Genomic DNA, 14,214 nt, shown 5'->3' with positions numbered 1-14,214 from the left:
CCGCGATGCTCGATACCGCGCGCGACGCGCTTCGCACCATTTTCGGCTTTCCCGATTTCCGCGGCGTGCAGGCGCAGGTCGTCGCGCGCGTGCTCGCGGGCGAGCGGACGCTGGCGGTGATGCCGACGGGCGCGGGCAAGTCGCTCACCTATCAGCTTCCCGCGACGCTGATGGAGGGCACGTGCGTCGTCGTCAGCCCGCTGATCGCGCTGATGCACGACCAGCTGCGCGCCGCCGAGGCGGTGGGCATCCGCGCCGCGACGCTAACCTCGGCGGACAGCAACCGTGCCGACACGATCGACCGCTTCCGCGCCGGCGCGCTCGACCTCCTCTACGTCGCCCCTGAACGCGCCTCGGGCGAAGGTTTCCGCAATCTGCTGTCGCAGGCGAAACTCTGCCTGTTCGCGATCGACGAAGCGCATTGCGTCAGCGAATGGGGGCATGATTTCCGCCCCGACTACCGCCTGCTGCGCCCGCTGCTCGATCGCTTCGCCGACGTGCCGCGCCTCGCGCTCACCGCGACCGCCGATGCGCATACGCGTGCCGACATCCTCGACCAGCTGGGCATCGCGCCCGATGGCCTGATCGTCGCGGGGTTCGACCGGCCGAACATCCGCTACGCCATCACCCCGCGCGACAACACTACACGCCAGATCGCGGATCTGGTGGCGGCGCAGCCCGGCCCCGGCATCGTCTATGCCCCCACGCGTGCCGCGACCGAGAAGCTCGCCGAGATGTTGGGCCGCGGTGGGCGGGCGGTGCGTGCCTATCATGCCGGGCTCGACCCTGCGATCCGCGCCGGCAACCAGGCCGCCTTCGTCGCCAGCGAGGATATGGTGATGGTCGCGACCGTCGCGTTCGGCATGGGTATCGACAAGCCCGATGTGCGCTTCGTCGCGCATGCCGGCCTGCCAAAATCGATCGAAGCCTATTATCAGGAAACCGGCCGCGCGGGCCGCGACGGCGATCCGGCCGAGGCGCATCTGTTCTGGGGCGCCGACGATTTCGCGCGCGCGCGCCAGCGGTTGGGCGAGGTCGAGCCGCATCGCCAGGCCGGAGAGCGCCAGCGGCTGGCGGCGTTGGCCGGACTGGTCGAGACCGCCGAATGCCGCCGCGCGATCCTGCTGCGCTATTTCGGCGAGACGCCGCCCGAGGCGTGCGGCAATTGCGACAATTGCCTCGCCCCGCCCGCGACCGTCGATGCGAGCGTGGTGGCGCAGAAATATCTCTCGGCGGTGTTCCGCACCGGGCAGATGTTCGGCAGCGGCTATGTCGAGCAGGTGCTGACCGGCCAGTCGAGCGAGCGCAGCCTGACCAACGGGCACGAGGCGCTGTCGGTCTGGGGTGTCGCCACGGCCGACGAAGCGGCATTGCTCAAGCCCGTGGGCCGCGCGCTGCTGCTGCGCGATGCGCTGCGTACCAATGCGCATGGCGGGCTGGAGTTCGGCCCCGGCGCGCGCGGGTTGCTGAAAGGCGGCGAGACGCTGCGGCTGGTTGTACCGCCCAAGCGCGAACGCCGGCGGCGCGGCGGCGGCACAGCGGCGGCCAATCCGCAAGGCAACCCGCTGTTCGAGGCGCTGCGCGAGAAGCGCCGTGCGATTGCACAGGAAACCGGCCTGCCGCCCTATGTGATCTTCCACGATTCGACGCTGCGCGACATGGCGCACGCCCGCCCCGCGACGCTCGCCGAAATGGGCCGCATCGCCGGCGTGGGAGCCAAGAAGCTCGATGCCTATGGCGCCGATTTCCTGGGCGTGATCGACGCGCATCGCTGACCCCTCCCCGGCGCCCACGTGATACGCTAGACCGCTCGCCATGGCCCATATCCGCATCATCGACGAAAGCGTCGCCGTCGCCCCGCAGATCCTGCCCGAAGATCTGCCCAACATCGCCGCCCAAGGCTACAAGGCGGTGGTCAACAATCGCCCCGATGGCGAGGAGGCGGGCCAGCCCCCGGCCGATGCGATTCGCGAGGCCGCCGAAGCGGCGGGCCTTGCGTACCACGCCATCCCCGTCACGCATGCCGGCTTCAGCCATGCGCAGGTGGCCGCGATGGCCGAGGCGATCGACGCGGCGGGCGGCCCGGTGCTGGCCTTCTGCCGATCGGGCACCCGATCGGCCAATCTTTGGGCGCTCGCCGCCGCCAGCCGTGGTGCCACGCCTGACGAGGTGACGGGCAAGGCCGCCGGTGCCGGCTATGACCTCACCGGATTGCGCCCGATGCTCGACGGGGTGCACCGGCCGGGCTGAGGCGTCACGCCCATGTGGCTCCAGCTCGGCGCGTCGCTTGCCGCGATCCTTGCGCTTGGCGGCATCGCCGTTTGGCTCAAGCTCGGCAGTGACGACGGCATCGGTGACGCCGCTGCGGCCATCGCCACCGCCGAGGCCGACATTGCGGGGTTCACCGGCATCCGTGCCACCATCGACGTCGAAGGGCACGCCGCGCTGGTCGAAGGCGAGGACGGCAGCGTCGTGGTGCTCAAGCGCGCGGGCGCGCGGCTGGCGTCGCGGCATCTGCCCGGCAGCGCGGTACGACGCGACCGCGACGCCTTGCACATCGCCACGGGCGATCGCTGGTTCGGCGACGTAGTGATTACCCCCACTGGCGCGCTTGCTGACACGCATGTAAGCTAAGGCGATGCCCGAGCTGCCCTCCCCGGTCGATCTCGCGATTCCCGCCTTCGTCGCGCTGGTGCTCGCCGAGATGCTGGTGGCGCGGATGAAGGACCGGCGGCGCTATTGCCCGCGCGATACGCTGACCTCGCTGGGCTTGGGCCTGGGCTCGACGGTAGCGGGCATCCTGTCGGGCGGGCTGGTGTTCGCGCTGGCGCTATGGGTGCACCAGTTCCGCCTCTTCGACATCGGCTGGGCATGGTACTGGTTCGTCGCCGCCTTTGTGCTCGACGATCTGGCCTATTACGCCTTTCACCGCTCGGCGCATCGCGTGCGCTGGTTCTGGGCCAGCCACGTCATCCATCATTCGAGCCAGCATTATAACCTGTCGACTGCGCTCCGGCAGACCTGGACGGGGTTCGTCAGCCTAGGCTTCCTGTTCCGGCTGCCCTTGTTCCTGATCGGCTTTCCGCCGGCGATGATCTTCTTCGTGGCGGGGCTTAACCTCGTCTACCAGTTCTGGATTCATACCGAGGCGATCGGACGGATGCCGCGCTGGTTCGAGGCGGTGATGAACACGCCCAGCCACCACCGCGTCCATCACGCCACCAACGCGCGCTATCTCGACCGCAACTATGCCGGCGTGTTCATCGTCTGGGACCGGATGTTCGGCACCTTCGAGCGCGAGCGTGACGATGAGGCACCGCGCTATGGCATCGTGCGCAATCTGGGCAGCTTCAATCTGATCTGGGCGGCGTTCCATGAATGGGTGGGTATCGCGCGCGACGTGTGGGCAGCGCCGTGGCGGCACAAACTGGGCTATGTCTGGCGCGAGCCGGGCTGGAGCCACGACGGCAGCCGCCTGACCAGCGCGATGATCCGCGAACGCTGGCAGCAACGACAAGAGAAGCGAGAGGGTGGGGAATGGACGAAGCCGATATCGTCGTCATCGGAGGCGGATCGGGCGGCAGTGCCGCCGCCGGCCGGCTCGCCGAGCGCGGCTACCGCGTCGCGCTGATCGAAGCGGGCGGGCACAATGTGCACTGGCAGGTGCGCATGCCCGGCGGCTTTGCGATCGGCAAGGAAGGCACCAACTGGAAGTTCGAAACCGAGCCGCAGCAAGGGCTCAACGGTCGTCGCGGCTATCAGCCGCGCGGGCGCGGCCTTGGCGGATCGAGCGCGATCAACGCGATGCTCTATCTGCGCGGCGCGCCATGGGATTACGACAATTGGGCATCGCTCGGCTGCCACGGCTGGAGCTGGGACGAGGTACTGCCGGTGTTCCGCCGCGCCGAGCATAATATCCGCGGCGCCGATGCGTGGCACGGCGACCAAGGACCTTTGTGGGTCAGCGACCAACGTTACGCGCATCCCGCGAGCCTCGCCTTCGTGCAGGCGGCAGGTCAGCTCCAGCACCCGGTCAACGACGATTTCAACGGCGAGCGGATCGAGGGCTTCGGGCTCTATCAGGTTACGCAGCGCGGCGGCGAGCGCTGGACCGCTGCGCGCGCGTATCTGGGCGACGGCACGCCGCCCGCCAACCTCCACATCGTCACCGATGCCGTGGTCGAGCGCGTGCTGTTCGAGGATGGCCGCGCCTGGGGCGTCGCCTATCGCCAGGGTGGCGAGACGCGGACGATCCGCGCAGGCGGCGGTGTGGTGCTGGCGGGCGGCGTGTTCGGCACGCCGCAGACGCTGATGCTGTCGGGCATCGGCGATCCCGCAGAGCTTGCCGAACACGGCATCGCCACGCGTATCGCACGGCCCGCGGTGGGCGCCGACCTGCAGGACCATGTCGATTATGTCGCGGTGTTCGAGGCCGACGACACCAGCCTGTTCGGCAAGTCGATGCGCGGCAACCTCAACGCCGCGCGCGCGCTGTGGCGCTGGTTCCGCAAGCGCGAGGGCGGCTTCACCACGCCGTTCGCCGAATCGGGCGGTTTCCTCACTACCGATCCCGCCGCGCCGGCGCCTGACATCCAGTTCCACTTCGTCATCGCGATGCTCGAGGATCACGGCCGCGTGCCGGTGCCGGGCCACGGCTTTTCGTGCCATGCCTGCGTGCTGCGCCCCGAAAGCCGCGGCAACGTGCGCTTGCGCTCGGCCGATGCGCGCGACGCGCCGCGTATCGACCCGGCATTCCTGACCGACGATCGCGACATGGCGACGCTCAAGCGCGGCGTGCGTGCAATGTATCGCATCCTGGAAACGCCGCCGATCGCTGACTGGAAGGGGCGCGACCGCTATCCGATCGACCTCGCCGACGACGACGCGCTCGAACGACTGATCCGCGCGCGTGCCGACACCATCTACCACCCCGTCGGCACCGCGCGCATGGGGAGCGATGCCGACGCCGTGTGCGATCCGCAGCTTGCCGTGCGCGGCGTCGAGCGGCTGTGGATCGCCGATGCCTCGATCATGCCGCGCCTCGTATCGGGCAACACCAACGCGCCCTCGATCATGATCGGCGAGCGCGCCGCCGATTTCGTGGGTGCGGCGTTGGGGTAGCGGCTATTGCTCGCCGAGCCGCCGCTCCCAAGCCAGGGCGTGCGCCACGATCGTATCGAGATCGGCATGGGCCGGTTGCCACGGCAGCGCCGCGAGGATCGCGCGATTGTCGGCCACCAGCGCGTCGGGATCGCCCGCGCGGCGACCTTCGATGCGCCGTTCGATGCGCTGGTTGGTGATGCGATCGACGGCATCGAGCACTTCGAGCACCGAATAGCCGCGCCCATAGCCGGCGTTGAGCGTGTGACTGCGCGCGGGATCGGCGATCAGCAGGTCGAGTGCCGCCACATGCGCAGCGGCAAGATCGCTCACATGGATATAGTCGCGCACGCCGGTGCCGTCGGGCGTCGCGAAATCGGTGCCGAACACGCCCACGCCCGCGCGCTTGCCGCACGCCGCCTCGACCGCGACCTTGATGAGGTGCGTCGCCCCCGCCGTCGATTGCCCGCTGCGCCCTTGCGGGTCGGCGCCGGCGACGTTGAAATAGCGAAGCACCGCATAGTTGATCGGGTGCACGGCGGCGACGTCGGCGAGCATGTGCTCGGTCATCAGCTTCGACATGCCATAGGGATTGATCGGCCGGCGCGGCGCATCCTCGGCCACCGGCACCGCATCGGGGATGCCATAGGTCGCCGCGGTCGAAGAGAAGATGAAGTGCCGCACCCCGCACGCCACCGCGCTTTCGATCAGGCTGCGCGAGGCCGCTGTGTTGTTGCGATAATATTTGAGCGGATCGGCGACCGATTCGGGCACCACCACCGATCCGGCGAAATGGAGGATGGCGCCGATGTCATGCTTGGCGATCACCTTGCGAACCAGCGCCTCGTCTTCCACCGCGCCGATCACCAGTGTCGCGCGGCGGTCGACCGCCCAGTCGAACCCCGTCACCAGATTGTCGAGCACCACCACGCGCCGCCCGGCATCGAGCAGCGCCAGCGCCGCATGGCTGCCGATATAGCCCGCACCGCCCGTCACCATCACGCAATCGCCCGGCATCACTCTCTCCCCGTGCCCATTGGGAAGGCACCATGCAGCCCCTATCTTGCCGGCAAAGGAGATTGAACCCATGGCTACCGAAATCGCCACGCTCGCCGGCGGCTGCTTCTGGTGCACCGAAGCGGTATTCAACGACGTGATCGGCGTCGAGCGCGTCGAAAGCGTGTATATCGGCGGGCATGTCGCCGATCCGACGTACAAACAGGTATGTGGCGGCGATACCGGCCATGCCGAAGCGATCCGCGTGACCTTCGATCCGCAGGCGATCAGCTATGGCGAGCTGCTCGACATTTTCTTCGCGACGCACGATCCCACCACGCTCAACCGCCAGGGCAACGACGTCGGCACGCAATATCGCTCGGCGATTTTCCCGCATTCGCCCGAGCAGGAAGCCGAGGCCAAGGAGGCGATCGAGCGCAACGCCGCCAACTGGCCGCAGCCGATCGTCACGACGATCGAGCATGCCGATATCTGGTATCCGGCCGAGGATTATCATCAGGGCTATTGGGACGGCGAGGGACAGCGCAATCCCTATTGCATCGCGGTTATTCCGCCCAAGCTCCAGAAGCTGCGCAAGAGCTTCGCCGCACGCTCGAAGGCCGAGGCGGCGACCGCCTGACGGAACCAGCCCTCCGTCTGGCCGGTTGTTGCGCGACCGGGACGATTCCCGGCCAACGGAGGGAAGATATGCGAAAGTTTCTGGCACCCGCGCTGATCGCGATGATGGCGCTGCCGCTGGCGGCCTGTGGCGGCGACGGCGACGATGCGCTGGCCGAACGCGTCGAGGACAATGCCGAGGAGCGTGCCGACGCTGCCGAAGCCAATGGCGCGACCGACGCGCAGGCCGACGCGATCGAGGATGCCGGCGAAGCCCGTGCCGATGCGATCGACGATGCCGACGTCAATGCGCATGCGATGTCGAACGAGCAGAAGCTCGATCTCATCACCAACGACCAAGCCGTCGTCCCGCAATAAGCGGCGATCAGTCGCGGACCGCAGCACGGCGCAGGCGATCGTTGATCGCTTCGCCAAGGCCGTGCTGCGGCACCGGCGCCACGGCGATCGCCGCGCGGTCGCTCGCGTCGGCTCGGTGCAACGCATCGAACAGGCGGGCGGCTGCTTCGACCAGATCGCCGGTCGGCGACAGCGTGTCGTCACCCGACACATCGCCAAACCCGATCATCCATTCGCCCGGCCGCGCGCTCGTCGCGTCGAGCCGCAGCGGCTTGGCGGGCGCGTAGTGACTTGCGAGCTGGCCCGGCGCGGTGATCGGGCCGCTACCTTCGTGCGTTGCGAGGCCCAGATCGTCGGCAGTGATCGGGCCGGGTCGCAGCACGAGTCCTTGCGCAACATCGACGATCGTCGATTCGATGCCCGCCGGCGTCGGCCCGTCGTCGAGAATCAGCGCGATCCGTCCATCGAGGCTGGCGGCGACATGGGCCGCGCGCGTAGGGCTGATGCCGCCGCTGGCATTGGCCGAAGGCGCGGCGAGCGGCCGGCCCGTTGCCTCTAGCAGCGCCTGCATCGCGCGGTGCGCGGGGACCCGGATCGCGACGGTGGGCAGGCCCGCCGTCACCAGCGACGCGACCGGGCTGTCATCGGCAAGCGGCAGCACCAGCGTGAGCGGGCCGGGCCACCAGCGCGCGGCCAGCGCCTCTGCCGCGGCATCGAACCGCGCCATCGCGCGCGCCGCCGCCAGGTCGATCACATGCACGATCAGCGGGTTGAAGCTCGGCCGGCCCTTGGCGGCATAGATGCCCGCCACCGCGCGCGAATCGGTCGCGTCGGCAGCGAGGCCGTAGACCGTCTCGGTCGGCACCGCGACGCATCCGCCACGCGCGATCTCGGCCGCCGCCTCCGCCAGCGCCGCGTCGCCGTAGGGTAAGGTGCGGGTGACGAAGGGCGGGTTTGGAGAAGCCACGCAAGCGTCGCTATATCGGGCCGGCAAAGCCGACAAGAGAGGACCGATGACCTTCACCCCGCCCGTCGCCGAACAGCGTTTCGTGCTCGAACATGTCGCAGGGCTCGCCGATCTTTCCTCCAGCGACCGCTTCGCCGAAGCCACGCCCGATATGGTCGAGGCGGTGCTCGAAGGCGTCGGCGCGTTCGCGGCAGGCGAATGGGCGCCGCTCGACCGCACCGGCGACACGGTGGGAGCCCGCTGGACCGAAGACGGCGTGGTGATGCCCAAGGGCTTTCCCGAAGCCTATCGCGCCTATGTCGAGGGCGGCTGGGGAACGATCGGCGCGCCCGCCGAACATGGCGGGCAGGGCATGCCCTTCGCCATCGCGACCGCGGTGCTCGATACGCTGGGCGCCGCGAACATGGGCTTCGCGCTTTGCCCCACGCTCACTGTCGGCGCGATCGAGGCGCTGATGCATCATGGCAGCGCCGAGCAGCAGGCTGCCTATCTGCCGCATCTGTCGACGGGCGCGTGGACGGGCACGATGAACCTAACCGAGCCGCAGGCAGGCAGCGACGTCGGCGCGCTGCGCACGCGCGCCGAGCCCGTGGGCGACGGGCGCTGGAAGATCACCGGCACCAAGATCTACATATCCTATGGCGATCACGATCTCGCGCCGCAGATCGTCCATCTGGTGCTCGCGCGCACGCCCGGCGCACCGGCCGGCACCAAGGGGCTGAGCCTGTTCCTCGTCCCCAAATATTGCCTGAACGACGATGGCTCGCCGGGCGAGGCCAACGACGTCCGCGTCGTTTCGATCGAACACAAGATGGGGCTGCACGCCTCGCCGACCTGCGTGCTGAGCTTCGGCGACAATGGTGACTGCATCGGCGAACTCATCGGCGCCGAGGGCGGCGGCATCGCCGCGATGTTCACGATGATGAACAATGCGCGCCTCAATGTGGGCTTGCAGGGCGTGCAGGTCGCCGAGCGCGCGACGCAGAAGGCGGTGGCCTATGCGCGCGACCGCATCCAGTCGGCGCGCGCGGACGGCGCGAGCCGCGAGCCGGTGGCGATCATCGAGCATCCCGACGTGCGCCGCATGCTGCTGCGCATGAAGGCGCAGACGCAGGCGGCGCGCGCGCTCGTCTATCTGGCGGCGGGCAATGTCGATCGCGCGACGCTGGGCGATGCCGATGCCCGCAAGCGCGTCGACCTGCTCACGCCGCTTGCCAAGGCGCACGGCACCGATCTCGGCAACGAGGTCGCCAGCCTCGGCATCCAGGTGCATGGCGGCATGGGCTATGTCGAGGAGACGGGCGCCGCGCAGCACTTCCGCGATGCGCGCATCACGCCGATCTACGAAGGGACCAACGGCATCCAGGCGGCAGATCTCGTCGGGCGCAAGTTGGCGATGGACAATGGCGGCGTGTTCCTCGCGCATGTCGAAGCGATGCGCGCCGAGGCGAGCGATGCCGGGCTGCGCGCACTGATCGACGTGTGCGAAGAAGTCGGCCGCCGGCTGATGACCGCCGATGTCGACGACAAGCTCGCTGCAAGCTACCCGTTCCTGACGATGCTGTCGGTCGCGACCTGCGGCTGGCTGATGGAGCGTCAGGGCCGCATCGCGCGCGATGCCGAGGGCGACCCCATTTTTCTGGCGCAGAAGCAGGCTGCCGCACGCTTCTATGTCGAGCAGATCGTGCCCGAAGCGATGGGCCTCAAGGCCGCCGCCAGCGCGCGTGCCGACGTACTGTATGCCATCCCCGCCGACGCTTTCGCCGCCTAGAAGTAGTTCCCCGGCACAGCGAAGGCGACCGCCCGCCACGCGGGGGCTGGAAGGGTGCGCGGCACACGCACCGCGCTATGCCGGCCGCGCGTCGCCCGAAGGACAACCCTCGGGCAACATGCGCGCGCTCGCCTCGCCATCGATCAGCCAGCGCGTGACGGGCTGCATCGCCTCGTTGTGATAGCACAGTTCGGGCCGGCTTCCGTCGGCCGCGACGAGCAGCGCCCAGTTATGCGCGCCGCAATTATGCTGTTCGCATCCCCACGAAAGCAGCCGGTCGCCCGCCATCGCGATCGGGGTAGCGGGGCCGGCACCCTCGAGCACTGTGCGCGCCGACATCGCCTTGTGCTTGCCGAGCGCCTTGGCCACGGCGGCGCGCACCAGCGGATGCTCGTTGAAGCGCGTCGCACCGACGACTTCGTTGGGATAGCGGCCTCGATAGACATCAAGTGCAGCCGAGGTGGAGCTAGTAGCAGCAGCCTGGTTCGCGGTCGCCGCATCGTTACCGGCTATCGCGGTATTCGCGGCATCAGGCGCGCCGCCGCCGCAAGCGCACAGCAGCAGTGTCGCACCGATAGCTGCCGTTGCTCGTGGCAGACGCACTCGACCATCCCTTGCAGCCCATCCTCGCGCGCTTCTACGCGCGGCAGAAGCCGGGAGTTCCCGCGCGGTCAGGCCGGGGTGCGTGCCAGCAGCTCGTCCATGTCGATGCCGAGCAGCGCGATATGGTCGCGCACGCGCGGCCACTGGCCGGTCAGGAACCGCTCGCGCTCGGCGATGCGCAGCCGCTCGGCGGCACCCGGCAGCACGAACATGCCGACGCCGCGCCGCACCTCGACATAGCCGTCGTCCTGAAAGGTCTGATACGCCTTGGCGACGGTGAGCGGGTTGGCGCCGACATTGGCCGCAAGCGCGCGTACCGAGGGAAGCTGGTCGCCGGCGCGATATTCGCCACGCAGGATCGCCGCGACGATGCCGGCCCGCAGGCGCATATAGACGGGGGCGTCGTCATGCTCGATCGCTGTCATGCCCCCCTAATACGCCAACGCGCCCGAATGTTCCAGCCCCTATCCGTTCCAGCGCCTATCCGTTCCAGCGGCTGACGATCGCCGCCATGTCGGGCCGCGGCCGCTCGACGAGCTCGGCACCCGGCGTTCCGATGAACATGAAGCCCGCGATCCTCTCGGGCGCGCTGCCGAATAGGTTGCGCACGCGGTCCGAATAGGCCGCCCAACCGGTAAGCCAGCCGCCGACGAACCCGTGCGCATGCGCGGCATGCAGCAGGTTCATGCAAGCCGCTCCCGCCGCGAGTTCCTGTTCCCAAAGCGGAATGTGGCTTTCGGGCCTGGGGCTCGACAGCACCACGACCAGGCTTGGCGCCTGATGCGCGAACTGCTCGATCGCGGCGATCTCGAGCCGTCCGGCATCGGGCTTGTCGGCCCGATAGGCCTCGACCAGCCGCGTCGTCAGCGCGTCGCGGGCCGCTGCATCGATCACCACGAAGCGCCAGGGTGCTAGCTTGCCATGGTCGGGCGTTCGCGCCGCAATGGCGACCATCGCGTCGAGCGTGGCGCGATCGGGACCGGGGGCCACCATGTCCTTGGGCCGGCCCGATCGCCGAGTGGCGAGATAGGCGGCGAGCGAGCGTGTGTCGTTGAACATGTTCGCGGCTGTAGGCGTGTGGCGAAAGCGCCGCAACGCCGCGCCGATCGCATGGCGGTTGGTATCGTGCGTGACATTATCGCTTGGCACGCGCGATTTGCCGGCTAGGCTCCGCCGCCAATGTGCCGGCTCGCCGACGACGACGACGGTTCCGACGGAGTATCCTTGTTCATGGCGACCACCAGCGCCGACGCCGCAAGCAGCGATCGCAGCTTTTTCGGCCATCCGCGCGGCCTTGCCGTGCTGTTCCTCACCGAGATGTGGGAACGCTTCTCGTTCTACGGCATGCGCGCACTGCTGGTGCTGTACCTCACGCAGCATTTCCTGTTCGGCGATCGAGAGGCGCAGGGGCTGTATGCCGCCTATGCATCACTCGTCTATCTGGCACCGGTGCTCGGCGGCTGGGTGGCCGACCGCTATCTGGGGTCGCGCAAGGCGGTGACGATCGGCGCGTTGCTGCTGGTCGCGGGCCATTTCGGCATGGCGTTCGAAGGCTCGGGATCGCGGCAATATATCGATTTCGGCGGGTCGAGTTACGAGCTGGTGGCCGATGGCCGCGGCGAGGATCGCGCGCTGCAACTGGTGACGCCGGCCGGCGAGCGCCTGCCGGCCAGCTTCTCTGCCGAGGGTCTGACGATCCTCAACGGCACGACGGCAGGGCTGCCCGCTGCGATTCCCGCCGCCGACTTGCAGACACGCACCGTACAGCAACCGCTCTACGTGCAGATCCTGTTCTTCTCGCTGTCACTCATCATCGTCGGCGTGGGGTTCCTGAAGGCCAATATCTCCACCATCGTCGGCGCGCTCTACGAACCCGGCGATCCGCGCCGCGACGGCGGTTTCACCATCTTCTACATGGGCATCAACCTTGGGTCGGTGCTGGCGACCTGGCTGTGCGCATGGCTGGGCATCGCCTATGGCTGGGCCTATGGCTTCGGGCTGGCGGGCTTTGGGATGCTCGCCGGGCTCGTCACCTTCCTTGCCGGCCAGAAATGGCTGGGCGGCCGCGCCGAGCCGCCCAACCCTGCGGCACTTCGCGAGCGCAAGGGGCCGCTCAGCCTCGAATGGCTGATCTATGTCGGCGGCTTCATCATGCTGCTGCCCGCATGGTTCCTGGTCCAGCGCGATGAACTCGTGACCACATTGCTCACCTGGGGTGCGCCGATCATCCTACTCGGCATGCTTGGTTGGTCGCTGTTCGCGCTGAGAGGCATCGAACGCTCGCGCATGGTCGTCGCGCTCATCCTCATCACCTTCACCGTGCTGTTCTGGACGCTGTTCGAGCAGGCGGGCAGCTCGCTCACGCTCTATGCTGATCGCAACACCGATCTCACGATCGTCGGCGATCTGCGCATGAACGCCGCGCAGGTGCAGCTGTTCAACCCCTTGTTCATCGTGCTGCTGGCGCCTGTCTTCGCGGGGCTGTGGACCTGGCTCGGCAAGCGCGGGATCGAGCCCTCGACGCCGGTCAAGTTCGCGCTGGCGCTGGCGCAGGTGGGCCTTGGCTTCCTGGTGCTGGTGATCGGCATCAACACCGCGGCCGATTCGGATTTCCGCGTACCGCTGATCTGGCTGGCGCTCGCCTATCTGCTGCACACCACCGGCGAGATATGCCTGTCACCCGTTGGCCTTTCGATGATTACCAAGCTCGCGGTGCCACGCGTCGTCGGGCTGATGATGGGCGTGTGGTTCCTCGCCTCGGCACTGGCGCATACGCTCGCCGGTCTCGTCGCGCAGGCAACGTCGAGCGATACGGTGGGCGGCGTCGTCGTCGATCCGGGTGCAGCGCTTTCCAATTATGCCAGCGTGTTCACGCAGATCGGCTGGGCGGGCGTGATCGTCGGCGGTGTGCTGCTGCTGCTGTCGCCGCTGCTCAAGCGCTGGATGGCGATGCCGCCGGCGCAGGCCGACCATGCGATGGCGGGCGAAAGCCAGATCGGCGAATCGGCCGCTGCCGGCACCGATCCGCGCGGCGAAACGCGCGCCTGACGCCGGCCGCGCCATCGGCTATGCTCGCACGCCGCCCCCGCGGCCGGGAGCATTGCCGATGGGTACGCTGATCCTCGCCGTCGCCGCATTTGTCGGCACGCATTTCGCGTTATCGCACCCGTTGCGCGCGCCGCTCGTCGCACGGCTGGGCGCGCGGGGCTTCCTGCTGCTCTACAGCTTGGTCGCCTTCGCGACACTCGGCTGGGCGGCGCATGTCTATATGGCGATGCCCGATCAGCCGCCGCTATGGCCGGTGGGCGACGGACTCTGGGCAGCGGCGAGCGTGCTGATGCTGGCGGCGAGCATCCTGCTGATCGGCTCGCTGATCGGCAATCCGGCGCTGCCCGATCCCGTCGCCAAGCCGCGCGCCGTACCGCAGCCGCGCGGCGTGTTCGCCATCACGCGCCACCCGATGATGTGGAGCTTCGCGATCTGGGCGCTAGTGCACATCGCGGTGATGCCGATGCCCGCGCAGATCGTGCTGGCGGCGGGCATCGGCGTGCTCGCACTGGTGGGCGCTGCGCTCCAGGATCGCAAGAAGGCAAGCCTTGAACCCGATTTCTGGCCGCAATGGGCGGCGCGGACGAGCTATTTCTCCTTCACGGCGATCATCGCCCGCCGCTTGCCGCTGTCGGCAGCGCGATTGCGGCCGCATGACTGGGCCGGCGGCATCGCGCTGTGGCTCGCGGCAACGTGGGCGCATATGCCGCTTGCCGGCTGGCCCGCCGGCATCTGGCGGTGGATCGGCTAAGCA

15 protein-coding genes are annotated in these 14,214 nt (G+C 68.4%); 10 read left to right on the top strand and 5 right to left on the bottom strand.

Features of this window, described 5'->3' with window-relative positions; genetic code table 11:
* Nucleotides 1-5 precede the first annotated feature (5 nt).
* From recQ to FBR43_RS15315, 5 genes are read left to right on the top strand one after another with little or no spacing between them, the layout of a single operon-like run.
* Nucleotides 6-1,775, top strand: a complete 1,770-nt coding sequence (gene recQ, locus FBR43_RS15335) for a DNA helicase RecQ (RefSeq protein WP_136944277.1) — start codon at nucleotides 6-8, stop codon at nucleotides 1,773-1,775.
* 40 nt (nucleotides 1,776-1,815) lie between these two features.
* Nucleotides 1,816-2,250, top strand: coding sequence for a TIGR01244 family sulfur transferase (locus FBR43_RS15330; protein WP_136943895.1), 435 nt, complete (start codon nucleotides 1,816-1,818; stop codon nucleotides 2,248-2,250).
* 12 nt (nucleotides 2,251-2,262) lie between these two features.
* A complete protein-coding gene (locus FBR43_RS15325; RefSeq protein WP_136943894.1) occupies nucleotides 2,263-2,634 on the top strand; it encodes a hypothetical protein in 372 nt (123 codons plus the stop codon).
* 4 nt (nucleotides 2,635-2,638) lie between these two features.
* Nucleotides 2,639-3,631: a sterol desaturase family protein gene (locus FBR43_RS15320; protein WP_136943893.1), complete on the top strand. Its 993-nt coding sequence runs from the start codon at nucleotides 2,639-2,641 to the stop codon at nucleotides 3,629-3,631.
* The gene (locus FBR43_RS15315) at nucleotides 3,538-5,121 is read left to right on the top strand and encodes a GMC family oxidoreductase (protein ID WP_136943892.1); all 1,584 of its coding nucleotides are present in this window, start codon (nucleotides 3,538-3,540) and stop codon (nucleotides 5,119-5,121) included. The genes FBR43_RS15320 and FBR43_RS15315 overlap by 94 nt, the downstream gene beginning before the upstream one ends.
* 3 nt (nucleotides 5,122-5,124) lie before the next feature.
* Here FBR43_RS15315 and galE read toward each other — a convergent pair whose 3' ends face one another.
* Nucleotides 5,125-6,117, bottom strand: coding sequence for a UDP-glucose 4-epimerase GalE (gene galE / locus FBR43_RS15310; protein WP_249276628.1), 993 nt, complete (start codon nucleotides 6,115-6,117; stop codon nucleotides 5,125-5,127).
* A gap of 70 nt (nucleotides 6,118-6,187) precedes the next feature.
* Here galE and msrA point away from each other — a divergent pair, with 70 nt between their 5' ends.
* A complete protein-coding gene (msrA, locus tag FBR43_RS15305; RefSeq protein ID WP_136943891.1) occupies nucleotides 6,188-6,736 on the top strand; it encodes a peptide-methionine (S)-S-oxide reductase MsrA in 549 nt (182 codons plus the stop codon).
* 68 nt (nucleotides 6,737-6,804) lie between these two features.
* Nucleotides 6,805-7,092 (top strand): hypothetical protein, encoded by a 288-nt coding sequence (locus FBR43_RS15300; protein WP_136943890.1) that lies wholly within the window; start codon nucleotides 6,805-6,807, stop codon nucleotides 7,090-7,092.
* A 7-nt stretch (nucleotides 7,093-7,099) separates the two neighbouring features.
* Here FBR43_RS15300 and FBR43_RS15295 read toward each other — a convergent pair whose 3' ends face one another.
* On the bottom strand, nucleotides 7,100-8,038 hold the full coding sequence (locus FBR43_RS15295) for an L-threonylcarbamoyladenylate synthase (RefSeq protein WP_136943889.1): 939 nt from the start codon (nucleotides 8,036-8,038) through the stop codon (nucleotides 7,100-7,102).
* Nucleotides 8,039-8,084: 46 nt separating this feature from the next.
* On the opposite strand from FBR43_RS15295, the gene FBR43_RS15290 reads away from it, so the two are divergent.
* Nucleotides 8,085-9,809, top strand: a complete 1,725-nt coding sequence (locus tag FBR43_RS15290; protein ID WP_136943888.1) for an acyl-CoA dehydrogenase — start codon at nucleotides 8,085-8,087, stop codon at nucleotides 9,807-9,809.
* A 75-nt stretch (nucleotides 9,810-9,884) separates the two neighbouring features.
* Here FBR43_RS15290 and FBR43_RS15285 read toward each other — a convergent pair whose 3' ends face one another.
* The 3 genes from FBR43_RS15285 to FBR43_RS15275 form a co-directional block, all read right to left on the bottom strand.
* The gene (locus FBR43_RS15285; RefSeq protein ID WP_136943887.1) at nucleotides 9,885-10,412 is read right to left on the bottom strand and encodes a hypothetical protein; all 528 of its coding nucleotides are present in this window, start codon (nucleotides 10,410-10,412) and stop codon (nucleotides 9,885-9,887) included.
* 68 nt (nucleotides 10,413-10,480) lie between these two features.
* On the bottom strand, nucleotides 10,481-10,837 hold the full coding sequence (locus FBR43_RS15280) for a GntR family transcriptional regulator (protein WP_136943886.1): 357 nt from the start codon (nucleotides 10,835-10,837) through the stop codon (nucleotides 10,481-10,483).
* A gap of 55 nt (nucleotides 10,838-10,892) precedes the next feature.
* Nucleotides 10,893-11,471: a nitroreductase family protein gene (locus FBR43_RS15275; protein WP_136944275.1), complete on the bottom strand. Its 579-nt coding sequence runs from the start codon at nucleotides 11,469-11,471 to the stop codon at nucleotides 10,893-10,895.
* Between the two features lie 171 nt (nucleotides 11,472-11,642).
* Here FBR43_RS15275 and FBR43_RS15270 point away from each other — a divergent pair, with 171 nt between their 5' ends.
* On the top strand, nucleotides 11,643-13,460 hold the full coding sequence (locus FBR43_RS15270; protein WP_136943885.1) for a peptide MFS transporter: 1,818 nt from the start codon (nucleotides 11,643-11,645) through the stop codon (nucleotides 13,458-13,460).
* Nucleotides 13,461-13,518: 58 nt separating this feature from the next.
* Complete coding sequence (locus tag FBR43_RS15265) at nucleotides 13,519-14,211, top strand: NnrU family protein (protein WP_136943884.1); 693 nt, start codon at nucleotides 13,519-13,521, stop codon at nucleotides 14,209-14,211.
* The last annotated feature ends 3 nt before the right edge of the window (nucleotides 14,212-14,214 follow it).

The organism is Sphingomonas baiyangensis (assembly GCF_005144715.1).
Classification (GTDB): Bacteria; Pseudomonadota; Alphaproteobacteria; order Sphingomonadales; family Sphingomonadaceae; genus Sphingomonas; species Sphingomonas baiyangensis.
Note: the sequence above shows the minus strand (reverse complement) of the source record. Positions and strands in the feature narration are given on the sequence as shown.